This is a genomic window from Hydrogenovibrio sp. (assembly GCF_965140365.1).
GTDB lineage: Bacteria > Pseudomonadota > Gammaproteobacteria > Thiomicrospirales > Thiomicrospiraceae > Hydrogenovibrio.
In genome coordinates this window covers 1,188,095-1,210,079 of the sequence record NZ_OZ223196.1, presented here as the reverse complement: position 1 = coordinate 1,210,079, position 21,985 = coordinate 1,188,095, and the positions used below count along the sequence as shown (strand labels likewise).

The 21,985-nt window shown below is 50.2% G+C and carries 20 protein-coding genes; 4 read left to right on the top strand and 16 right to left on the bottom strand.

Translation table 11 applies throughout. The features are described 5' to 3' along the window. The first annotated feature begins 7 nt into the window (after nucleotides 1–7). Nucleotides 8–706: an endonuclease/exonuclease/phosphatase family protein gene (locus AC0KH7_RS05755; RefSeq protein ID WP_472371542.1), complete on the top strand. Its 699-nt coding sequence runs from the start codon at nucleotides 8–10 to the stop codon at nucleotides 704–706. Here the strand turns inward: AC0KH7_RS05755 and AC0KH7_RS05750 are convergent. The 7 genes from AC0KH7_RS05750 to AC0KH7_RS05720 all read right to left on the bottom strand — a co-directional run bounded on the left by AC0KH7_RS05750 (nucleotide 661) and on the right by AC0KH7_RS05720 (nucleotide 4,375). After that, complete coding sequence (locus AC0KH7_RS05750) at nucleotides 661–1,008, bottom strand: TfoX/Sxy family protein (RefSeq protein ID WP_472371540.1); 348 nt, start codon at nucleotides 1,006–1,008, stop codon at nucleotides 661–663. The genes AC0KH7_RS05755 and AC0KH7_RS05750 overlap by 46 nt on opposite strands. A gap of 27 nt (nucleotides 1,009–1,035) precedes the next feature. Further along, nucleotides 1,036–1,608 carry a disulfide bond formation protein B gene (locus AC0KH7_RS05745; RefSeq protein ID WP_472373789.1) on the bottom strand — a complete coding sequence of 191 codons (573 nt, stop codon included), beginning with the start codon at nucleotides 1,606–1,608 and terminating at the stop codon, nucleotides 1,036–1,038. Nucleotides 1,609–1,622: 14 nt separating this feature from the next. Further along, complete coding sequence (locus tag AC0KH7_RS05740; RefSeq protein ID WP_472371538.1) at nucleotides 1,623–1,781, bottom strand: DUF5993 family protein; 159 nt, start codon at nucleotides 1,779–1,781, stop codon at nucleotides 1,623–1,625. A 91-nt stretch (nucleotides 1,782–1,872) separates the two neighbouring features. Continuing rightward, nucleotides 1,873–2,364: a lysozyme inhibitor LprI family protein gene (locus AC0KH7_RS05735; protein ID WP_472371536.1), complete on the bottom strand. Its 492-nt coding sequence runs from the start codon at nucleotides 2,362–2,364 to the stop codon at nucleotides 1,873–1,875. Nucleotides 2,365–2,491: 127 nt separating this feature from the next. Next, nucleotides 2,492–3,256: a DUF4395 domain-containing protein gene (locus AC0KH7_RS05730; RefSeq protein ID WP_472371534.1), complete on the bottom strand. Its 765-nt coding sequence runs from the start codon at nucleotides 3,254–3,256 to the stop codon at nucleotides 2,492–2,494. 231 nt (nucleotides 3,257–3,487) lie between these two features. After that, a complete protein-coding gene (locus tag AC0KH7_RS05725; protein ID WP_472371532.1) occupies nucleotides 3,488–3,940 on the bottom strand; it encodes a hypothetical protein in 453 nt (150 codons plus the stop codon). 3 nt (nucleotides 3,941–3,943) lie between these two features. After that, nucleotides 3,944–4,375: a hypothetical protein gene (locus tag AC0KH7_RS05720; protein ID WP_472371530.1), complete on the bottom strand. Its 432-nt coding sequence runs from the start codon at nucleotides 4,373–4,375 to the stop codon at nucleotides 3,944–3,946. 177 nt (nucleotides 4,376–4,552) lie between these two features. Here AC0KH7_RS05720 and purB point away from each other — a divergent pair, with 177 nt between their 5' ends. Beyond that, nucleotides 4,553–5,950, top strand: a complete 1,398-nt coding sequence (purB, locus tag AC0KH7_RS05715) for an adenylosuccinate lyase (protein WP_472371528.1) — start codon at nucleotides 4,553–4,555, stop codon at nucleotides 5,948–5,950. A gap of 80 nt (nucleotides 5,951–6,030) precedes the next feature. Here purB and AC0KH7_RS05710 read toward each other — a convergent pair whose 3' ends face one another. From AC0KH7_RS05710 to AC0KH7_RS05695, 4 genes are read right to left on the bottom strand one after another with little or no spacing between them, the layout of a single operon-like run. Beyond that, entirely contained in the window at nucleotides 6,031–7,176 is a 1,146-nt protein-coding gene (locus AC0KH7_RS05710) for an ABC transporter permease (protein WP_472371526.1), read from the bottom strand. Next, complete coding sequence (locus tag AC0KH7_RS05705; protein WP_472371524.1) at nucleotides 7,173–8,327, bottom strand: ABC transporter permease; 1,155 nt, start codon at nucleotides 8,325–8,327, stop codon at nucleotides 7,173–7,175. Before AC0KH7_RS05705 ends, AC0KH7_RS05710 begins: the two co-directional genes overlap by 4 nt. Then, complete coding sequence (locus AC0KH7_RS05700; protein ID WP_472371522.1) at nucleotides 8,324–10,309, bottom strand: ATP-binding cassette domain-containing protein; 1,986 nt, start codon at nucleotides 10,307–10,309, stop codon at nucleotides 8,324–8,326. The genes AC0KH7_RS05705 and AC0KH7_RS05700 overlap by 4 nt, the downstream gene beginning before the upstream one ends. Nucleotides 10,310–10,311: 2 nt before the next feature. Next, nucleotides 10,312–11,397, bottom strand: coding sequence for an HlyD family secretion protein (locus tag AC0KH7_RS05695; protein WP_472371520.1), 1,086 nt, complete (start codon nucleotides 11,395–11,397; stop codon nucleotides 10,312–10,314). Nucleotides 11,398–11,558: 161 nt separating this feature from the next. On the opposite strand from AC0KH7_RS05695, the gene AC0KH7_RS05690 reads away from it, so the two are divergent. Together AC0KH7_RS05690 and AC0KH7_RS05685 are read left to right on the top strand one after the other, a co-directional pair. Then, entirely contained in the window at nucleotides 11,559–12,716 is a 1,158-nt protein-coding gene (locus AC0KH7_RS05690; RefSeq protein ID WP_472371518.1) for a JmjC domain-containing protein, read from the top strand. A 157-nt stretch (nucleotides 12,717–12,873) separates the two neighbouring features. Continuing rightward, a complete protein-coding gene (locus AC0KH7_RS05685; protein ID WP_472371516.1) occupies nucleotides 12,874–13,806 on the top strand; it encodes a DMT family transporter in 933 nt (310 codons plus the stop codon). A gap of 51 nt (nucleotides 13,807–13,857) precedes the next feature. On the opposite strand, the gene AC0KH7_RS05680 is transcribed toward AC0KH7_RS05685, so the two are convergent. The 5 genes from AC0KH7_RS05680 to pnp all read right to left on the bottom strand — a co-directional run bounded on the left by AC0KH7_RS05680 (nucleotide 13,858) and on the right by pnp (nucleotide 21,619). Further along, on the bottom strand, nucleotides 13,858–14,172 hold the full coding sequence (locus AC0KH7_RS05680) for a DUF4282 domain-containing protein (protein WP_472371514.1): 315 nt from the start codon (nucleotides 14,170–14,172) through the stop codon (nucleotides 13,858–13,860). Beyond that, nucleotides 14,172–15,704, bottom strand: a complete 1,533-nt coding sequence (locus AC0KH7_RS05675; RefSeq protein WP_472371512.1) for a phosphomannomutase/phosphoglucomutase — start codon at nucleotides 15,702–15,704, stop codon at nucleotides 14,172–14,174. Before AC0KH7_RS05675 ends, AC0KH7_RS05680 begins: the two co-directional genes overlap by 1 nt. Before the next feature lie 39 nt (nucleotides 15,705–15,743). Further along, nucleotides 15,744–16,463 (bottom strand): SIMPL domain-containing protein, encoded by a 720-nt coding sequence (locus tag AC0KH7_RS05670; protein WP_472371510.1) that lies wholly within the window; start codon nucleotides 16,461–16,463, stop codon nucleotides 15,744–15,746. Between the two features lie 49 nt (nucleotides 16,464–16,512). Further along, nucleotides 16,513–19,425: an insulinase family protein gene (locus AC0KH7_RS05665; RefSeq protein ID WP_472371508.1), complete on the bottom strand. Its 2,913-nt coding sequence runs from the start codon at nucleotides 19,423–19,425 to the stop codon at nucleotides 16,513–16,515. A 109-nt stretch (nucleotides 19,426–19,534) separates the two neighbouring features. Then, nucleotides 19,535–21,619, bottom strand: coding sequence for a polyribonucleotide nucleotidyltransferase (gene pnp / locus AC0KH7_RS05660; protein ID WP_472371506.1), 2,085 nt, complete (start codon nucleotides 21,617–21,619; stop codon nucleotides 19,535–19,537). Nucleotides 21,620–21,985 lie beyond the last annotated feature (366 nt).

The window sequence follows — 21,985 nt, the reverse complement described above, 5'->3', positions numbered from 1 at the left end:
GTGCGGCATGAACATTAAGTTAGTGAGCTGGAACCTGCATCGCTGCATTGGGGGCGACGGCGTGCAGTCCGTCGAACGTTGCGCGGCGGTGCTTCAGGAAATCGATGCCGATTTGGTCGTGTTGCAGGAAGTGGAGTCCCGCCCCGGACATGAACTTGACGCGCTGTATCATTTAGCGCAAGCCACCCAATGCACCGCTCTGGCGGGCCACACCATGAAGTTAGGCGACAGTGATTACGGCAATGCCATCCTGACACGGCTTCCCTATCAAGAGGTTCGGTCTCATGATCTCAGTGTGACCGGCCGCGAACCCAGAAAGGCCATGGATGTTTCTTTCTCGCTGGACGGTGTTCGTTTGCAACTGGTGGCGACCCACCTTGGCTTACGCCCGTCAGAACGACGCGAACAGGTGGAACGTTTATTGACGATCTTTAACGATGATGCGCACGACATTGTCCTGCTGGCGGGCGACCTGAATGAATGGTGGTTATGGGGACGGCCATTAAAAGCGTTACATCGCCGCTTCCCAAACACACCTTTTCGACGAACCTGGCCAACGAAATTACCGATGTTGTCATTGGATCGAATATGGGCCGCCCCACGCCCCATATTGAAAAGCTTAAACACCCACCGAAGCCCGCTGGCCAAGCAAGCCTCCGATCACTTACCCCTTGTGGCCGAGCTTGATCTTAATGCCGTTTCATAAGCTTGATCCGCCCATTGTTTGGCCTCTTCCGGGTCATCGAAAATAACCTCCGGCGCCGCATAATAAGATAATTGCACTCGGCGTCCATCCCGCGAATATTCAAACGGCGGCAACCCTTGCTCAATGAACGTTTGCGCCGATTCATCATCCGTTTTCAAAAACAATTCGTTACCGGAAACCAACCCGAACATCACGCCATGATGATATAAGCCATAACCGCCGAACATTCGTTTGGCTTCAATGGCTCCGAACAAGGCAAATACATCATTCAATGTCGACAGGAAATCATTGGAGGTTGTCATGACGGTCGGGTCGTTTCTGGCTGGTGTTTATGACGAAAGCCATCGGTACTGGGTCGGGTTATCCGGGCATTCATGGAATCCGCACTCCAATAAAACCGTCGCCACATCCGCAAACACCATAAAACTCAGCACCACAAACGCCAACCAACTGAATCGTTGAAATGCTTTGGAAGTGTCCGCACTTGTATCCAGCGCATACTGCCCATATTGCCCGGCATAGCTCATCACGATGGCGATATACACCACCGCTATCACCGCAATAACAAACACCCAACTATACATGTGTAATCCCAACACGGCGGAACCATAGCCTTCCGAATCAGTAATGTGCAAACTGACTTGGCGCAATGCGATCAGGCCCGTTAAAACCGCGGCCAACAGCGACAATCCATAATGCGCAGGATGGGCACCGTAACGCAGGTTGAGCATAAAACCGAATGCCATGGCCAACAGCCCCATGCGTTGCAGCAAACAAAGTGGACAGGGTAATTCGTCCAAAAACAATTGATAATAGAACGCGGCTGCAATAATCAGGCAAATGCCGAATATTTCAACAATGCTTTTCCATTTAAATACGTTGGGAAGAGAAAAAAATGACATCATCCTGCTAGCCTTTAGAAATGCAAACCGAGGTGATCCGTCGCATGATGGCGAAAAACCAGCAACGCCACCACCAGAAAAACGATAAACAGAACCATGCCCGCTTTGCGATGATACCAAGCGGTGATCGTGGCGATAAACAATAAACTGAAGGCAATCAATATACCGGGCATGAAAGGTTCCTTTTAAACGAAAACGGGGGAACGTAAGGGCAAGTCATGACAACATAAAAACCTACTAGTGACCGCGACACGCTTGGCCTTTTTAATCATTGCCGTTCATGGCTTTATACCACTTCTTAAGCAATAGCGTTCGGCTTTTGATTATGTCACTTAAAGTATCATCCGCATCGCTGGCACTCATCAATTGATACATAGTGCCTTGTTGCGGGTATATTTTCCGTAAAATGGCGTTACTGAATTTTTCACTTGCATCACGTTCTTTCAACCAAGCGCGCTCGGACGTCAACAGCAAGGCTTTTTCATCATGGTTCAACACCTTTGCCAGCTTTTGATAATAACGATTCAACTCCCGATCCCATAATTTGGAACCGATCAGGCACGGAATTCCCTCAAGGCCGCCATTAGTATTGTCTAAACAATGCTGAACGTAATCACGATAATTTTTTTCAAACGCCGCCGCATTTGGGTAAGCACTCAGCGGTTTAAAGTCGCTAAGGTGTTTATAGTCATACCCCTGAGCTTTTGCAAAAGAAGCCACCAGCATCAGGCCTAAAAAAATCATCGATTTCAACATAAAAAGCTCTCCAGACATCGTTAGACAATTGATTCTGGATTATAACGCGATACCATCCAGTAGAGCCAGTCATTACGTAAAAAGCCCAAGGCCTGGAGCTTTTAAACCAAGTTCAAGATGGCTCAATTTACTTGGATTCGCCGTCTTTCAAGGCTTTTTCAGCGGCTTTTCGCTCCTCAATCCAGGCACGTTGGTCGAAATCAACGTTCATGCAGTCGTAACAATGCTCTTTGAAAATTCCCAGTTTTGCCAGTAGCCAATGCATTTTACAGCCCAGGCAAAAACCGAACACCGCTTCCATCCACATCAACAAGAAACAAATCCCCACCAGGAGCGGAATGAAGTCCGGCATCCAGTTATGATCCGTCGGCAAAATATGCGAACCGAACAGGTCGTTAACAAAGCGTGCGGCACTATCCGGGTTGAAAAACAGCAAACAAAGAGAGATCAGTGTGGCCCCTATCAACCAGGCGAAACGTTTGGGTTTCAGAGGTTCCCATTTCGGGCGAATATTACGGGTTAAAAAGGTGGCGATGTGAATGGTCGGCGATAAATAGGCCGTGCGAGTAAACATACCGACAATCATTTCAAACATGCCGTAAAACAGCACGATGGTGGGAATGGTGTAATCGAACGGTGTGCGGAAAGCCTGCACATTAAAGATGGTACGCCAGTCCTGCGTCACGTCGAACGTCTCTTCCACCAACGTATTCGGCAGAACCGTCCAGGTCGGTGCCAAAACGGTGGTAAACAAGACAATGACCATGTAAATCGGCAAAATCAACATCAAACCGGCGCGCATCTGCACGGCGTATTTGTTAATGAACACGATGTCTTCCGATTTATCACGGAACCACAGATTTTTAAAGTGGTATCTCAAGTAGTCCAACATTTTATATCCTTTTTATTAAGAAGCCTCACACAGGCTTCATTGAAGTCTCTTGTTGAGATCAGAACGTAAGCATAAAAACCTAGAACGAAATTAGCAATCAGGATAAACCCTAAATTTTCTTACGCACGCATAACAAAACATTATTAATTGCTTATATTGTCATCTCTCATACTCGGTTCTATGGGCGTCTAACCTTAAAACAGCCAGGCCTGGCGAGTTTGGTATCGCCGATTAAATCACTTCCAAAGCGACGTTCAGAAACCATTTGGGTTTCATGCGACCAAAGTCGGTCCGCACATTTTGCTTCAACGCCGCTTTGGAGTCCAAAACATACGCCTGACCGTCCGCTTGGCGGATGAACACCACCCAGTGCCAAAATGGCCGGCCACTTTCCAAATGCCATTTAATCGCCAATAAAGCGCAATCCGGCAAATCGTGCCAAGCGGTGAAGGCCTTCGGCTCAGGATCAACACCGATGCCGAGCTCGCTCAATAACTGAACTACCCAATCGGTCGTTGACCATAAACGTTTATCCGCGGCGGAAATACCCATTTTCGCGGCCAAGCGTCTGGCTTCGGCATAAGTAATTCTTGCCAGTGCCGCCGAAGCGGCAATGCCGCAACCCGTGGCCTCTTCCTGCACGATGGGAACCCACTTCATCGGCAAGCCCGGTTTCATATTCATGGCTCAATCATCCACCTGACACAGCTTTTCCAACCGTTGCTCGCCATGTTTTCCGTAAGGCAAATAACTCAGAAAGCCCCGGTCGCCGATGCGGTGCCAGCGAAAACTGTTATGGTCATCCAACGCCATGTACTTGACACTGTTGCCCGAGGCACGATAAGGTTTCATCAAACGCATCACGCCGTCGTAGTCAATAAACGCCAAATGGCCTTGCGGTTCCATGTTCATGTAAATCACCGTCACCTTCTTGCCCGAACTGCATTTGTAATGCACTCGGTCGCTTTCCCAGCGAAACTCTCGGTTGCGCCCTTCAAAGTGGGTATCGCCTTTTTTCTCTTGATACCCAGCCGCGTGGGCCGTCTGCATCACCACCAGGCCTGGCAAAAACAACCATATAGCCGCCAGAAAACCCCATTTTACATTTTTAAACATCATCACTTTCTCCCTTGAGTTGCGCTCAGACAGTGTCTCGATGCGTCAAGCATGAATCAAACCATTATGGCCGATGGCTTTCGGCACCATCAAGTGCATCCGGAAGAATTTTTTGTGTCACATCGGTTATAATGGGCGCAAATTTTTCAAGCATTATGAAATTAAAAAGGAAGCCAACGGATGCAACTTTCAGAACTTACCGCTATTTCACCTGTCGATGGTCGCTATGGTGCGCGTTTGTCCAACCTTAAAGAGATTTTCAGTGAGTACGGTCTCATCAAAAATCGTGTGAAAGTGGAAGTGTCCTGGTTGCGTATGTTGGCCAACCACCCGGGGATTCCGGAAGTTCCGGCTTTGAGCCAGGAAGCGGAAAGCCATCTGATGAAATTGGTGGACGAATTCACCTTGGACATGGCGCAACGCGTTAAAGACATCGAAAAAACCACCAACCACGATGTAAAAGCGGTGGAATACCTGATTAAGGAACACTTCGGCGACAACACCGAACTGAACGCCATTGGCGAGTTCGTGCATTTTGCCTGCACGTCCGAAGACATCAACAACCTGGCGTATGCTTTGATGCTAAAAGACGCACGTTCCAACGCCATAGTGCCGGAAATGCAAACCCTGGTCGATAAAATTGCCGAAATGGCGACCGAGATGGCCGATATCCCAATGATGTCCCGCACCCACGGCCAGCCGGCTTCTCCAACAACCGCCGGTAAGGAGTTCGCCAATGTCGCTTACCGTTTACAACGTCAGATCAAGCAACTGATGAATGTGCAAATCATGGGGAAAATCAACGGCGCCACCGGCAATTACAACGCCCACTTGGCGGCCTACCCATCCATCAACTGGTATGAACTGACCGAACAATTCGTGCAAAGCTTGGGCTTGGCCTGGAACCCTTATACCATCCAAATCGAACCGCACGACTACATTGCAGAATATTTCCACGCCATGCAGCGTTTCAATACGGTTTTGATCGACTTTGACCGCGATGTTTGGAGCTACATCTCCATCAATTTCTTCAAACAGAAAACCGTTGCCGGCGAAATCGGTTCTTCGACCATGCCGCATAAGGTCAACCCAATCGACTTCGAGAATTCCGAAGGGAACCTGGGCATCGCCAACGCCATCTTCGATCACCTGGGTCAAAAATTACCGATTTCGCGCTGGCAGCGTGATTTGACCGACTCCACGGTGTTACGTAATCTGGGCGTGGGCGTGGCGCACACCATGATTTCCCTGCAAGCCACCCTGAAAGGTTTGAACAAACTGGAAGTCAACGCCCAAGCCATGGCGGACGACTTGGACAACAACTGGGAAGTGCTGGCGGAAGCGATTCAAACCGTGATGCGTCGTTACGGCATCGAAAAGCCGTATGAGAAGTTAAAAGAACTGACGCGCGGTCGTCGCGTCAACAAGCAAATCATGCAGGATTTCGTCGATACACTGGAATTGCCGGAAGAAGCCAAACAAATGCTGAAAGAAATGACGCCGGCCTCTTACATCGGGAATGCGGCACAGCAAGCGCAAAACATCGAATTGGCGTTGACCATGTTGAAAGGTCGCTAAGTCAAAGCGCTCAAATCGAACGTTTTCGTTTTAAAAACCGGCTTTCAAGCCGGTTTTTTTATGCCTGTCTGCCCGTTAATTCAGTGTTCGAACTGTTTATGGAACTGACGGATTCCGAACAAAAACACAATGGTTCCCAAACCGAACAACGCCAATATATCCGGCCAAATCAATGAGATATCCGTGCCTTTTAAAATAATGCCGAAGCCCATATTGATGTAATAGTACAACGGCGCCAAGTGAATCAACGGTCGCTCCCATTCCGGCATGGCTTCCGGCGGCGTAAAGGCGCCGGACAACAACACCAACGGCATAATCAACAGAATGGATACCAACATCACCTGCGCCAGGTTTTTGCTGATGGTCGCGATGAAAATGCCCAGGCCTGACATGGCGTAAATGTAAAGTGCGGACACCAAAAAGAACAACCAGAAATCGCCTTGAAACGGAACTTCGAAAATCGGAATCACAATCAAAAACAACGATAAAGCAACGCCGCACAACAGGATAATCTCCACCGCCAGAATCTTCGGCAAGAGTATTTGAAACGGCGTCAAGGGTGCAATCGACAACTGCTCGATGGTGCCGCGTTCCTTTTCTTTCACTACGATGGCGGCCGTCAGAAACAACGACAACATCGTCAACACCGTCATCATTTCCGAAACCGACATGAACCAAGCGTTTTTACCGTCCGGGTTGAACAAAATCATGCGCTTGGCTTCCACCATGGGGGCTTCCATATCCTCCGGCATGGTCAGTTTCATCTGCTGCATCATCCAGGCCTGGCTGAAATGGGCATTCGCCAGCCCGACATAACTGTCCGCCAAATTCCCGAGAATGACGTTGCTGGCATCGAGTTGAAAACTGATTTCGGTTTGACGACCGTTCATCAAATCGCGCTGAAAATTCGGCGGAATGTCCACTACACCCAATAGACGACTTTCATCCAATAAGCGTCGCGCCGTTGCTTCATCCGGCACCTGTCCCTTCAAATCGAAGTACGGCGGCCGGAGTTTGTTCAACCACTCCCGGCTCGCCAGAGATTGGTCGTGATCCATATAGCCGATAGGCGCATTGACCAATTCCAAATTGGTGCCTTTCCCGGCAATGAACACCTCGCCGGTAAAAAAATACAACGTCGCCACCACCAGAATCAAATCCCGGCTGAATTGCAGCAACTCCTTTTTCGTCAAAGCGAATACCCGCCGCCACCATAACCAGTTCATCCCGACACCCTCTTACGAAAACGCCATACGGCGAGCAACCAATACACCAGACAAAAGCCAATGAGGATAAAGATATTCGGCCACAGTTCCGCCCAACCTTGTCCTTTGAGGAAAACGCCCCAAACGATTTCCAATTGATACATTGCCGGGAAAGAATGCGCTTCCACCATCGCTTCCGCCGACATGGACGCCACCGGCATCATCAAGCCTGAATACATCATCGCCGGAATCATGGTGCCCAACATTGCAATCAACGCCGCGGCGGCTTGCGATTTAACGAAGGTCGAAACCAAAAGGCCAATGCCCGCCGCACTGGTGACATAAAACAGGTTTGCGACCACCAACAGGGAAACATCGCCTTTGAATGGCGCCCCGAAAATGAATACCGCCGCCAGACACAGCAGGGTGATATTGATGTAGGAAATCAAAATATAGGGTAAGAGCTTGCCGGTGATGAACTCACTGCGGGTGACCGTGGAGACGTAAATATTGAAAATGGAACCCGTTTCTTTCTCCCGCACCACACCCAGGGCTGCCAGCATGGCCGGAGCCACCAACATCACCATAATGATCATTCCCGACCCGGTGGACCAGATGCTTTTCAATTCGTTATTGTACAAATAACGGGTTTCGAGTTTGACCGGCGACAGTAAGCCATCCAGTTGTTGCTCGGTCATGCCCTGTGTTTTCATGGCCCAATCCTGCATCAACTCGGTGTTGAAGTGCCCGGTGATTGCAGACACATAGCCGGTGACCATCGAGGCACGATAGGTAAACATGCCATCAATCAAGGCTTGAACTTCCGCCACGCGTCCCTGCCGCAATCGTTTGGAAAATTCCGGTGGAATCAACAGCACAAACCGTACATCGGCGCGATCCAACAACGGATCGGCCTCCTGTTCTTTTTTAAGGTGGCCCTTGTAATCGAAATAGCGCGAACTGATGAATTTATACGCATACTCGCGACTTTCGTCGGAATGGTCGTAATCCACGATGGCGAACGGCATTTTTTCGACATCGAAACTCAACCCGAACCCAAGCACCATCATCATCACCATCGGAAAGACGAACGCCATGACGAAATACACTCGGTCACGCCAAATTTCAATCCATTCTTTTCGAGACAAAGTCCAGATGGTTTTCCAATTCATAAACCGCCCCGTTTGGCTTGGCGGGCCGATTCAATCTTATCAATGAAAACATCTTCCAAAGAAGGCTCCAAGACCATTTCATCTTCAATGCGGATATTGCTCTCTATCTCGCCACCTGCTTCGGTTTGCTTCAACAAGTCTTTCACTCGGTGCCGGGTTTCTGCGACGTTCTGGGTAAACAGCTGCACACGACTACCGAATAGCGCCACCTTTCCAAAACCTTCCGCTTCCAAGCGTGCTTGTAACTCATATGGATGCGATACTTTCAAGCTCAGCACCTGCCCTTTCCGGGCTTTCAAATCCTGCTTTAATGCCTGTGGCGAATCGTAAGCCACCACCTTCCCGGCCTGCATCAACGCCAAGCGGTGACAATGTTCGGCTTCCAGCATGTAATGTGTGGTCACCAAAATCGCCACATTCAACTCCTCCGCCAAGGCCACCAAAATGCGCCAGAACTCGCGGCGACCGATTGGGTCCACACCGGATGTCGGTTCATCCAAAAACAACACTTTTGGCTCATGAATCAATGCACACCCCAGTGCCAGCCGCTGTCGTTTTCCCATCGGCAGACTACCGGCGGCTTCGTCTTTTTCCGCTTCCAAATGTCCGATTTTCAAGACCCAGTCGCGCCGTTCACGTAATTTTTTGCCGGACAAGCCGTAAATACGACCAAACAAATCAATGTTTTCACCCACGGTTAAATCCAGATACAGCGAAAAGGCTTGCGACATATAGCCAATGCTTTCTTTAATCGCCATGGCAGAGCTTGCCATATTATGCCCCGCCACAAAGCCAGCACCTTCCGATGGCGGTAAGATACCGGTCAACATTTTAATGACGGTGCTTTTCCCGGCGCCATTGGCGCCCAACAGGCCGAAAATTTCCCCGGATTTGACATCGAACGACACCTGATCCGCCGCGGTAAAATCTCCGAACCGTCGCACCAGGCCATCGGCTTGAATCAGCGGTGTTTCAATGTTGTTTGTCTTCAGCGTGTCTGTGCCGGAACGCTTGATCACCGCCACCTGCTCCGCCTCGATATGATCCAAGCGATTGATAAACACTTCTTCCAAGCCCACAGGGGCAAAATGCCAATTGAGGTGTTCGTTCGGAAAAGCCGAAAGTGCTTTTTCCAAACGGCCTTTTACCTCGCCCGGCGTGTCTTCAAACCCACTGATGCGAATCATTTGTCCTAACTCTTCGGCCTGTGGGAAAGTCGTTTGTAAGGTCGGCAACACATCGCGTAAATGCGTCGCGTCCGTATTGCTTTCAATTTCCACCAGCCAGCCGGGCGTGCGCCCCACAATCTCATCGGCGGTTCCCTGGTCGAGTACCTGCCCTTGGTGCATCACCGACAAACGATTGAATCGACTGGCTTCATCCATATACGCCGTGGAAATCAAAGCGGTCATCTTTTCATCTCGCACCAATTGGTTCAACATTTCCCAAAAGTCGCGCCGAGACACTGGGTCCACTCCGGTGGTGGGTTCGTCCAAAATCACCAGGCCTGGTTGATGGATAAGTGTACAAACCAGGCCCAGCTTCTGTTTCATGCCACCGGATAGGTTCTTCATGGAACGGTCTTTAAACGCCGCCAGATTGGAAACGTCCAGCAACATTGCTTTACGTTGTTTGAGCGTCTCGGCGGATACGCCGCGCAGGTTGGCAAAAAAGTCGATATTTTCTTCAATGCTCAAATCCGGGTAAAGATTCAAGCCCAGCCCTTGCGGCATGAACCCCAAATGCTGTTTGACTTGATCAGCGGACTTGTCCGAATCGATGGGTTGACCGAATACACAGATACGACCGGTGTCGTAACGCAACACACCGGACACGGCTTGCATCAAGGTGCTTTTACCCGCGCCGTCCGGCCCGATTAAACCGTAAATTTCACCGGTTTCAATGTGCAGTGAAACGTCTTTGACCGCATCGTTTTTCTTATAGCGCTTTCCGAAACCGCTCACTTCCACCGCTAACGTCATGTTTATTTCACCTGAATATAAGCGTCCGCAGGCAAGCCGGGCGTAATACGTTTTTCAGGGTTGCTGTCCAAATAAAGCTTGATGGCGTAAACCAACTTGACGCGTTCATCCTGTGTTTGCACCTCTTTCGGGGTGAACTCGGTTTGCGAAGCGATATAACGAACGGTGGCCGGAAAAGCGACATTCGGCATGGAATCAATACGGATGTCGGCTTTTTGGCCAAGATGAACCAATCCGACCTTGCCTTCGGCCACATAACCTTTCAAATACACTTCATTTAGATTGACGATGTCAAACAGACCGGCGCCGGAGGCCACCACTTCACCCTCATTCACCAATTTGGTCGTAATGACGCCGTCGGTCGGCGCAATGATTTTCATATCGTCGAAGACACTCATCGCTTCCATCAAAGTCGCCTGAGCTTGCAATGATTGAGCTTTAACCGCATTAACGTCTTCCTGCTTGGCCTCGATTTGCTGCCAGCCCAGCTTGGCTTCGTTCAAGGCTTTTTCAGACTGGTTCAAAGCGGTATAAGCGATTTTCACATCATCGTCAGCCAGTTTTTTCGCCAACAAAGCGTTTTCGTGCTGATGCTTTTCGATGGTGCCTCTTTTGTAGAGGTTTTCATAACGTTTTTCATCGGTCGTCATCTGCAGCGCGGTTTCTTTGGCGCTGTTCAGTACGGCTTTGGCATAACGCACCGCTGATTCGGCCGTTTCTATTTGCAAGGGCACTTGTTGTTTCAGCACATCCAATCCTTTTTGTGCCGCTTTCAATTGTGCCTGTACCGCGCCGTAAGCCGCTGCCGCTTGAGTGACACGAGCCCGCACCTGCACATCGTCCAGAACCGCCAGCACTTGACCGGCCTTCACTTCATCCCCTTCCCGCGCCTGCAATTTCAAAATCTTTCCAGCCACTTTCGTCGAAGCCAAATAATGTTCAGCTTCGGTGCGGCCATTCAACTTGATGGTGCCATCCGGCAACCCGTTTTGCTGTTCCTGATAGTAAAAGTACGCCGTGCCGGCAAACACAAACGTCATAATCACTAACACTAAGCGGGTTTTCAATTTTGTGGTCATGGCAAACATTTGAAAAAACTCCGTAAAATACGTATATCCAGATTATTTAAATTTATTATAGAACAAGTCATCACCCCGGTTGCAGAAGTGACTCAAAGAATCGTTCCCAGTCAAATCTTGAGCCGTTATAATTGCCCTAATTTTCAAAACGAATACTGAGCCCGATTACGATGATTGATTTCAATGCGCTAAGCAAAACCGAATTTTTAAACGACTACTGGCAAAAAAAACCGCTGCTGATTCGCAATGCGTTGCCGGGGTTCTCGCCACCGATTACCGCCGAAGAACTCGCCGGATTGTCGCTGGAAGAAGAAGTGGAAAGCCGCATCGTCATCCAGCACAGCGACACCGATTACGAACTGAAAAAAGGCCCTTTCCCGGAAACGATCTATCAGGAACTCCCTGAAGAAAACTGGACATTATTGGTACAAGGAATGGACCGTTTAATACCGGAAATCAATCAGTTACTCAGTGAATTTAATTTCATTCCTAACTGGCGAATTGATGACATTATGGTCAGTTATGCATCGGTTGGGGGCAATGTCGGCCCCCACTACGATCACTATGATGTCTTCCTGTTACAGGCACAGGGCGAGCGCCGCTGGCAATTGTCCTCACAAAACTGCTCGCCGGACAACTACATCGAAGGCGTGGATTTACGTTTGATGAAAACATTCAAGGTGGAAGACGACATTGTTTGCCAACCGGGCGACATTCTCTATTTGCCGCCCAAATGGGGCCACCACGGTGTTGGTCTGACCGATGACTGCATGACCTTTTCCATTGGTTACCGCAGTTATCAGGGCCAAGAACTCTGGGACAGTTTTGGTGACCATTTATCGGAAATGTCCGCGTTTCAGACAATTTACCAAGACCCGACCTGGTCGGACACCCTTAATCCGGGCGAAGTGACCGATAATGCCGTAACGCAAGCACAAGCGTTGCTGATGTCGGCTTTGCAAGATAAAAACCTGCTCAAAACCTGGTTCGGCCGCTTTGCCACCCAGTTAGACCAGGAAGCCTCGCGCCAACTGCCGGAACCATTGAGCGAAGAAGAAACGCCGGAATTCGATGACTTCTGCACTGCTTTAACCGAATGCGATGGCATGGAGAAAGACCCGGTCTGTCGCTTTGCTTACGCCCAAAATGAAAACGAGACTTTGCTTTACATCAATGGCACCATTTGGGATAAACAAGGGGCCGATGACGACTTCATCGCCGCCCTGTGTAACCAAAGCGAACTCTCGCCAAACGACCTGATGGCCGCCGCCAATCAAGCGCTATTGTTTGACCTATGGCAATTGCAATATCTGGTGTTTATCGAATAACATCCAACCACCCGGAAACGACCAGGCCTGGTCGTTTTTATCTTCCGGGTGTCTTGATTCAATATTTTAAAAACCCCACAAAAACGCGCTGTTCTTTTGATTCGCCGCCGCGTAGAATATTTTTTCTTATTTTCATCCCCTTATTTGGAAACCGATTATGACCCGCAACCTGATGGTGCAAACCGCTTTTTTGACCATTTTATCCGTCACCGCGTTTGCCGCCAACGCGGTCATTTGTCGTTGGGCCTTAGATCACAACTTAATTGACCCGGTCAGTTTCAGCAGTCTGCGCTTGGGTTCAGCGGCCCTGTCTTTGTTTGTGGTGATGACATTAATGCATTGGTCAAACCGCCGCCACCAAACCTCGGCGGACCAACCGGCGGGCAAAACCAATCACGGCTCCTGGTATGCCGCCGTGGTATTGTTTTTGTATGCATTGACCTTTTCTTACGGTTATGTGGCCATCAGCACCGCTACCGGCGCACTGGTCTTGGCGGCCGTGGTGCAATTTACCATGATTGGTTACGCCTTACGTAAAGGCGAAAAACTGCACTTGGCCGAGTGGATTGGAGCCGCCGCCGCGTTGATCGGTTTACTGTATCTGGTGTATCCGAAGCTCACCACGCCATCCTGGTGGGGCTTGGTCATGGTGATGATTTCCGCTTTCACCTGGGCACTTTATACGCTGAACGGCCAAAAATCCTTGAAGCCCATGTCGGACACGGCGTTTAACTTTTACCGTACCCTGCCGATGATTGCCGTCGCCAGTGGTCTGAGCCTGCTGTTTGTTGGTGATACGGTTTTTATGACTTCGAAAGGATTTTGGTTGGCGATGATTTCCGGAGGCGTCACCACGGGATTGGGTTATATTCTTTGGTACACGGCCCTGCCGAGACTTTCAGCCAGTCTGGCATCCGCTACGCAATTATTGGTGCCGCTGATTGCCGCTTTCGGAGCTGCCTGGTTGATTGACGAGCCGGTTACGTTGCGCTTTATGATTGCCGCGGCCTTAATGCTGGGCGGCCTGGGCTTGGTGATGCATGGGCGAAACCAGCACCGAAAAACCGCGTTGAAAAACGCTTCCGTTTAAGCGCGGACGAAACCGAATACTAAACGGCCACTGAGTGGTGAACTATTAGTCTCACAGAGTATTCGAGATGCCAATTTGCAGTAAGGCATTGCGCATTTGAATGAAGGCAATTAGAAACTCAAACAGCATTCGCCAAAATAATTCCATCAATAAAAAGACAATGATAAACGCGATCACCAGCTTCATTTTCTGACTCACTGTCAAAAACTGCCAGGCCTGGCGGGTTGCACGGTTGGCCATGGCATATTTTCGCCGAAGCCAGACCACAAAATACCCGCTCGCCACCGGAACAAGGAACGCACCCAAATAATAAAACACCATCAGCGCTTCGATGCTGATAAAGCGTTTAAACGTCAGAAAATCCATCACGCTTTTTTCAGGCCTTCAAACTGGTTTAAAAATGCGTCGAGACGCGATGCAATGCTCGCCACCCCATCGGGTTGCTCGCTTTCGATATTCAACGCCAACACCGGGTCGTGCAATGACAGGCGCAATAAAAACCACCCCTGTTCCGTCGGATGGCTGCACTGAACCCGTACTCCTTCATAGTTAGGCGTCACTTTGTGCCAATCGCTTTGAGTGGCGACAAAGGTTTCCAGCTGCAGCAGCACCGTCTGGCCATAATCCTTGAAATCGGTACGGGTGATTTTAAAGCGCTGTTCGCGGCTCTCCTGCGGCTCGCGCAGCGATTCGATCAGGTGGCTGAGATCACGCCCCTGTGCCTTGGCTTTGGCTAAGGCGATCAACAAGCGGCTGACCAGATACGCACCATCATCCAGAAAGTAGTTTTCTTTCAGGGCGGCATGGCCGGAGGTTTCGATCGCCAGCCAGCATTCCTCTCCGTCAGCATTGAGGCGCAAACCTTCATTGATGACGTTTCGATAACCTCGTTTAAAACGGTGATGGCGGCCCTGAAGCGAGGTTTCAATAAAATCGTGCAAGCCTTCCGACGTCACCGAATCGGTCACAATGGTGGTGCCGGGGTGCGCCTGCAGAATAATGGCCGAAATCAACGCAATCAGACGGTTCCGATTCAGTTCTTCCCCACGATGATCGACGGCGGCACTGCGATCGACATCGGTATCGAAAATAATGCCGAAATCGGCGTTTTGCCGACACACGGCATCACGCAGAGCCTGCATGGCTTCGGCATTTTCCGGGTTAGGTATGTGGTTCGGAAAACGACCGTCCGGCTCTAGAAACTGACTGCCGGTGGTGTCTGCACCCAAAGGTTGCAACACCTGGTCAACGAAAAAACCACCCGCGCCGTTACCGGCATCCACCACGATTTTCAATCCCTTTAACGGGCTGTCATACGATTGGGCAGACGCCACGCCTTCACGAATCATTTTCACCAGGCCTGCCGCATAGACCGCCATAAAATCCACGGTTTCGACCGCGACGGCGGGGATGATGGACTTCGCCTCCGATTCGGCTGAGCCGGCAAGGGCCTGCGCCTTTTCCAGCAGGACACGGATGTCTCGGCTTTCCAGACCGCCAGCGGCCGTGAAAAACTTAAACCCGTTACGATTAAACGGCAGGTGACTGGCGGTCAGCATAATGGCACCGTCACATTCCCAGCCCGGGGTGACGGTGGTCATAAACATGGCCGGGGTGGAGGCCAGCCCGGTGTCGTAAACCGTTACGCCCATGGTACCGAGCGCCTGCGACATGGCCGCCGACAATGACGGACCCGATAAACGACTGTCTCGTCCGATGGCCAGCCGTAATTGCGAAACCGGTTTCGCCATGCGTTCCGCCAGCCACTCGGCAAACGCTCCGGCCAAATGATGCGCCACCTGCGGGGTGATATTGACCGTTTCGCCTGCCACACCGGGCAAGGCGACCCCACGAATATCGGAACCATTCTGTAACGCCATCCAACCCTGTGTTTGCATCTTTCACCTCATCGCCGTGTCCGACATCTGTTAAGCCATTCAGTCGGATAAATGATATTCTACTGTGGAAACGACGCGTACCTTTTTGATTTGCGGGTTATTTCGGTCTCGTGGTCGAATACTGAACTGGCCTTGAGAGGCGCGTTTGATTTTGCCCAGCTTGCTATCGGAATCCGCGGCGAATTTTTCCGCCACCTGACGGGCTTTCTTGGTCGCTTCTTCGATCATTTCCGGCTTCACATCATTCAAGCGGGTAAAAATATACTCCGTTTGCCCATCATAACCGCCGCCGGTGAGAACAATGCCCTTCTTCCCAAGCGCCGATAATTCGCCCATCACTTTACGCACACCATCCACGTTTTTGGAGTACACCGTCACCGTTTGATTGGCAATAAAGCGAAATTCCGGCTTGGGACCGCTGCCATAACTCTGAGCGGACTTATCGGTGATATTGGGCGTAGAAAAACTGATTTCACTGTCTTGAATGCCATTTTTCACCAGAAAACGCTTGATGGTTTGCGAGTTTTCGTCAATCGCCTTATAAAGCCCCTGAACATCGTTTTCCGCCACACTGAACGAAATCGGCCAAATCACAATATCCGCCTTGTATTCCCGTTCGGCTAACCCTTTAACGGTCACAATGCGATCATACTGCTTCACGTCGATCGCCGCATTGGCCAGAATCAATCCGAGAGAGGACAACCCGAGAAAGATGAAAAAACCCAGTATCAAAGCACCGGTGCGTTGGTTCACTTGCATATTGACTCCCTTGGGCATTCGCCTCACTGGTTGTTAAAGCCTAACGATATTAAAGCGTAATGATTTCAAACCCGTTGTCTTTTACCGTATCCGTCATGCCACTGTGCGTCAGCACCGCCGACGATGCCGCGCCCGGTTTCAAGTAACGTTCCGTCACCATCCGAACATCCTCAAGGGTGGTGGATAAAACCCCTTCGCGATAGTGTTTACGCATCGCATGGGTACGACCGTACAACTGCTGGTAAAACGCCTTACGGGCTTCACCGGCCGGTGAACCGGGTTTATCCATGGCACTGATGACATTCAGAATCGCTTCGTCCACTTTTGATTGCGTCGCCTCTTCGCTTAAGACCCAGTCCAACGCACGGTCGAAGTCGGCATAGGTTTCCAGCAAGCGTGGGTCACGGTAAGAAAAGAAGACAAAAGTGCCGGCTTCCGCATTATAAGTCGCGCCGCCACCATAAGCACCGCCTTTTTCACGGATTTCGGAGTGCAGGAAACCGTTACGCAGGCAAGCCCCCAAAATCGACAATTTCGGCGCATCTTCATGCCCCGCCATAACCGCCGGGTAAGACTGGGCGCAGAAGTTGACCTGCGTACTGGTAACCCAGGCCTGGTGAATTTTGTCATGCGACGCGGCCAGTTGCAATCCGTGACCGGACACGTTGTTCGACAAGACACCCTGCCATTCCGACAAACTCGCAATGGCTGAATCCAAGCCGGCTTCATCGGAAATCACCAGTGCTTGCTTCGAAGCCTGTAACAGCTTTTGTTGAATTCCACCGAACAATTGGCTGATACGTTCCAATTCCCCATCGGATTCCAATGAATTGTAAATGGATTTAATCGCCCGAATACCGGCAAAACCGGATCGGTTAAAACTCCAGTTCGCCACCGGCGAAGCATTCTGGTTGGCGGCCGACATGGCCAAGCCATGCCCGTTGCCGGTAATGCCGTGGTCCATTGAGGAACGAATTTGGCCGATCAGGTCGCGAATACGATCGAACTCGTCGAAACGTACCTGCTCCAACGTTTCCAACATTAAATCGGCCAGGCCTGGTTGGTTTTTGTTCAAGGCCTTACCGGACAAAATGAAGTGACTGTGGAAGGCGTCGCGATCATGTAAGTTCGCTCGCACCGCCGATTTGGCGCTCAAGCCTCCGGTAACCGCCGCTTGCAAGGATTGCGTTTCCAGGTAATCGCGTCCGGCAGAACCCAGCTCCGTCATACAGGCATTGAACAAGGGTAAAACCGCTTGTTCTTCCGCCGTGAAATCCGGTAAGTCCAAAATCATCTGCAGATAACTCAGTCCATTCGTACCGGCCTGATAAGCCGTTAAATGACGTTTAGAGTCGTCGGTAACCGGTTGAATATCTTTAATTTCTGCCGGAACGTCTTCTTTGGTCACTTCCGGCAAAATGGACGCATCATCCAATTGTTCCTGACGTGCCTTCAGGGCCAAGGAGCGCTCAACGATCGCCTGTTTTTCCGCGTCGCTTAAACCGTCCTGAATGCGTTTCAACTTGGCTTTTTCAGCCGCGTCCTGCTCGTCGGAAAGTTGATCGTCCGGCGACAACGTTAACCGTACACGATGTGGATTATCGAGGATCCACTCTTGAATCAAATTCGGAATGAAATTCGGATCGGTCACCTCTTCACGCAGCGTTTGCAACGCCGCGTCTGTATCCAGTAACGCAATCGGGTCCCCTTCATGCATTGCACCCGCCAGCGATTGCAGAATCAACTGCAACCCATACGGATAAGAGTCGCCACCGATTTCGCGTTGCGATAACTCCAATTGATGCAGCATGGCTTCCACCTGATCGGTATCGATGCCATCTCGCACGATGCGTTCCAACGTTTCCAGAATCAGCGTTTCAATGTCATCGGCGTGTTCCGCTTCGGAACCTTGTACCCCAGCCACGAAAACCATTTCCTTATTGGAGTCTTCCAGGCCACATAATGGCGACGGCGCGGTGGCTAGATGCGAGGCTTCTAATGCCTGACGCAACGGCGACGCGCTGTTGTCGAGCAATACGGCCGATAATAAATGGCCTTTTAGCACATCCATCGGGTTACGGTTTTCACCCAATAACCAGCCCAGCACAATGTGAGTCTTTTTGGATAGGTCTTCTTCATTCAACGCATAACGGTTTTCAAACTGCATCGGCTGAGTGTAGCGTTTTTCTTTGCCGACCATAATCCGTTCCACCTGGTCGTTAAAGCGGTGTAAGGCGAGCGTCTCAAACTGGGTTTGATGCTCGGCGGCGGAAATATCGCCATAAGTCATAAACACCGAATTCGATGGATGATAATGGTAACGATGGAATTCCACCAATTGCTCGTAGCTCAACTCTGGAATGTCTTTTGGATCGCCACCACTGTTGTAGTGGTACGTCGAGGTTGGATAAATTTCGGCCGAAAACGTTTGCCACAGTGTTGATACCGGCGAACTCATCGCCCCTTTCATTTCATTGAACACCACCCCTTTATACGTCAGCTCGGAGGTTGGATCGTCCATCTCCGAAAACTCCAGACGGTGTCCTTCCTGAGCGAAATCCAACGGGTCGATATTCGGAAAGAACACGGCATCCATATACACTTCCAACAGGTTTTGGAAATCTTTACGGTTTTCGGTCGCAAATGGGTAAGCCGTCCAATCACTGGACGTAAAGGCATTCATAAAAGTGTTCAAGGAGCGACGAATCATCATAAAGAAAGGGTCACGCACCGGATATTTTTCACTGCCGCACAAAACGGTGTGTTCCAAAATATGCGCCACTCCGGTGGAATCCATCGGCACGGTCCGCAAAGCGACCATAAAGACGTTTTGCGGATCGTCCGCGGCCAGGTGATAATGTTCGGCCCCGGTCACTTTGTGCTTGAAATGCTGAACGGTGATGTTCAGCGATTCGATGAAATGTTCGGTAATGAATTCAAATGCAGGATGATTCTTTGACATAGTCTCTTCTTAATCGCCTTGTGGATATTTCATAAATGCTTTCAACAAAAAAGGCCGACAAATGCGGCCTTTTTCAATACAACATAACGGCCATGACCGTTACGGACGGTTACACTTCCTTAATGGACAGTTTAACGCGTCCTTGCTTGTCGATGTCAATCAAACGTACCTGAATTTCCTGACCTTCTTTCAGATACTCATTGACGTCTTCAACACGTTCGTCGGCAATTTGCGACACGTGCACCAAGCCTTCACGCCCCGGCATATAGGATACGAACGCGCCGAAATCAACGATTTTAACGACTTTCGCATCGTAGACTTTACCGATTTCCGGTTCAGCGGTGATTTCGGCAATACGTGCTTTAGCGGCTTCCGCAGACGCATCGTCCACGGCGGCGATTTTCACGTTACCGTCGTCGTCAATTTCAATCGTCACGCCGGTTTCTTCGGTGATGGAGCGGATGGTCGCGCCGCCTTTACCGATGATCTCGCGTACTTTTTCAGGCTTCACTTTAACATTGAAGAAGCGCGGAGCTGTGCTGGCCACACTGACATTCGAGGCGGTGATGGCTTTATCCATCTCTTTTAGAATGTGTAAACGCCCGTCTTTCGCCTGACCTAAAGCGATTTCCATAATTTCACGAGTAATACCGGTGATTTTGATGTCCATCTGCAAAGCGGTGACGCCTTGCTCGGTACCCGCGACTTTAAAGTCCATATCGCCCAAGTGGTCTTCATCACCCAAAATATCGGACAAAACGGCAAAACCGGATTCTTCTTTCACCAAGCCCATGGCAATACCGGCAATCGGCGCGGCAATCGGCACACCGGCATGCATCAAGGACATGGAGGTACCACACACTGTGGCCATGGAAGAGGAGCCGTTGGATTCGGTGATTTCCGAGACCACACGAATGGTGTATGGGAATTCTTCAGACGTTGGCAACAAAGCCGAAACACCGCGACGCGCTAACATTCCGTGGCCAATTTCACGACGCCCCGGCGAACCGACACGACCACACTCACCGACGGAATACGGAGGGAAGTTATAATGCAACATGAAACGGTCGGAATAAGAACCGGTCAGTTCATCGACAATCTTAGCGTCTTTTTCCGTGCCCAGCGTGGTGACGACCAACGCTTGAGTTTCGCCACGCGTAAACAAGGCCGAACCATGCACTTTCGGTAAAACACCGACCTGACAATCGATTTGACGAATGGTTTTCGTATCACGTCCGTCGATACGCGGTTCACCCGCAATAATGCGTCCACGGACGATTTCTTTCTGCAACTTACCGACCATTTTTTCAATGTCGCCGCCGTCATAACCGTCTGCGTTCTCTTCAGTCGCTTGCAAGACGTCCAACGCTTTGGCTTTGGCGGCATCAATGGCGGCATAACGATCCATTTTATCGGCAATGCTGTAAGCCGCTTCGATGTCACTGCGAATCAAATCGAAAACTTTGTCTTTCAATTCCGTGTTTTCCACGGCCGGTTCCCAGTCCCATTGCGGCTTACCGACATCGGCTTTCATTTCTTTAATCGCATCAATGGCCACTTGCATTTGATCATGACCGAACATTACCGCACCCAACATAACGTCTTCGGACAATTCAGCGGCTTCAGATTCCACCATCAACACGGCTTCGGACGTTCCGGCCACACTCAGTTCCAAATCGGATTCCAGCAATTCGTCACCGGATGGATTCAACAAGTATTCGCCGTCCTGATAACCGACAACGGCCGCACCGATTGGGCCGTCAAAAGGAATACCGGAAATGGCCAAGGCTGCAGATGTGCCCAGCATGGCAGGCACTTCAGTTCCGACTTCCGGGTCTAAAGAGACGACTGTCGCGATGATTTGCACTTCGTTCATAAACCCTTTTGGGAACAATGGACGAATTGGACGGTCAATTAAACGCGAGGTCAGAGTTTCTTTTTCGGAAGGTCGCCCCTCACGCTTTAAAAAGCCTCCCGGAATTTTACCGGCGGCATAGGTTTTTTCCTGGTATTGAACGGTCAGCGGGAAGAAATCCTGCCCCGGTTTAGCGTTTTTTGCGCCAACGGCTGTGACCAAGACTTGAGTCTCACCCATCGCGACCATTACCGCACCGTCCGCCTGACGGGCAATTTCACCGGTTTCCAATCGAACTTCATGCTTTCCATACTGGAAAGACTTAACGTACTTTGCCATACATTTTTCCTTATCGGGCGACGACCAAATCGAGTCTTTTATACAGCCAGTGAAACCTGAATCACCAGGAACTTTAAAGCGTAAAGCTACTGAGGATTCAGGCTTGTAAAGGTTTCCGGCCTGAGAAATTTCGAGGTCGTCAGAGGTCAATTACAAATAAAAGTTAGCCTAAAACAGTCCGGACATTTTACAATAAATCCTCGGACAAACAACCGACCGTATGCATTTAAACCGAAAGAGAGCCTTGCACGAGATGGATGCACGGATAAAAATCGCTAAAATGTCCCTGAATGTCGTTGAAAAACTGGCGAATAGCTCGCTATTCGCTGCGTTTTCCGCCTAATTCATAAAAATTTTATCTCATTT

Bases quoted from the DNA above. Each gene is read 5' to 3' on its own strand.
- AC0KH7_RS05725 (WP_472371532.1), bottom strand. From the start codon at position 3,940: ATGAATATGAAACCGGGCTTGCCGATGAAGTGGGTTCCCATCGTGCAG.
- AC0KH7_RS05745 (WP_472373789.1), bottom strand. From the start codon at position 1,608: ATGTCATTTTTTTCTCTTCCCAACGTATTTAAATGGAAAAGCATTGTT.
- AC0KH7_RS05750 (WP_472371540.1), bottom strand. From the start codon at position 1,008: ATGACAACCTCCAATGATTTCCTGTCGACATTGAATGATGTATTTGCC.
- AC0KH7_RS05695 (WP_472371520.1), bottom strand. From the start codon at position 11,397: ATGTTTGCCATGACCACAAAATTGAAAACCCGCTTAGTGTTAGTGATT.
- AC0KH7_RS05730 (WP_472371534.1), bottom strand. From the start codon at position 3,256: ATGTTGGACTACTTGAGATACCACTTTAAAAATCTGTGGTTCCGTGAT.
- AC0KH7_RS05705 (WP_472371524.1), bottom strand. From the start codon at position 8,327: ATGAATTGGAAAACCATCTGGACTTTGTCTCGAAAAGAATGGATTGAA.
- AC0KH7_RS05680 (WP_472371514.1), bottom strand. From the start codon at position 14,172: ATGGATTTTCTGACGTTTAAACGCTTTATCAGCATCGAAGCGCTGATG.
- pnp (WP_472371506.1), bottom strand. From the start codon at position 21,619: ATGGCAAAGTACGTTAAGTCTTTCCAGTATGGAAAGCATGAAGTTCGA.
- AC0KH7_RS05720 (WP_472371530.1), bottom strand. From the start codon at position 4,375: ATGATGTTTAAAAATGTAAAATGGGGTTTTCTGGCGGCTATATGGTTG.
- AC0KH7_RS05670 (WP_472371510.1), bottom strand. From the start codon at position 16,463: ATGCAAGTGAACCAACGCACCGGTGCTTTGATACTGGGTTTTTTCATC.
- purB (WP_472371528.1), top strand. From the start codon at position 4,553: ATGCAACTTTCAGAACTTACCGCTATTTCACCTGTCGATGGTCGCTAT.
- AC0KH7_RS05685 (WP_472371516.1), top strand. From the start codon at position 12,874: ATGACCCGCAACCTGATGGTGCAAACCGCTTTTTTGACCATTTTATCC.
- AC0KH7_RS05740 (WP_472371538.1), bottom strand. From the start codon at position 1,781: ATGCCCGGTATATTGATTGCCTTCAGTTTATTGTTTATCGCCACGATC.
- AC0KH7_RS05735 (WP_472371536.1), bottom strand. From the start codon at position 2,364: ATGTTGAAATCGATGATTTTTTTAGGCCTGATGCTGGTGGCTTCTTTT.
- AC0KH7_RS05665 (WP_472371508.1), bottom strand. From the start codon at position 19,425: ATGTCAAAGAATCATCCTGCATTTGAATTCATTACCGAACATTTCATC.
- AC0KH7_RS05710 (WP_472371526.1), bottom strand. From the start codon at position 7,176: ATGAACTGGTTATGGTGGCGGCGGGTATTCGCTTTGACGAAAAAGGAG.
- AC0KH7_RS05675 (WP_472371512.1), bottom strand. From the start codon at position 15,704: ATGCAAACACAGGGTTGGATGGCGTTACAGAATGGTTCCGATATTCGT.
- AC0KH7_RS05700 (WP_472371522.1), bottom strand. From the start codon at position 10,309: ATGACGTTAGCGGTGGAAGTGAGCGGTTTCGGAAAGCGCTATAAGAAA.
- AC0KH7_RS05755 (WP_472371542.1), top strand. From the start codon at position 8: ATGAACATTAAGTTAGTGAGCTGGAACCTGCATCGCTGCATTGGGGGC.
- AC0KH7_RS05690 (WP_472371518.1), top strand. From the start codon at position 11,559: ATGATTGATTTCAATGCGCTAAGCAAAACCGAATTTTTAAACGACTAC.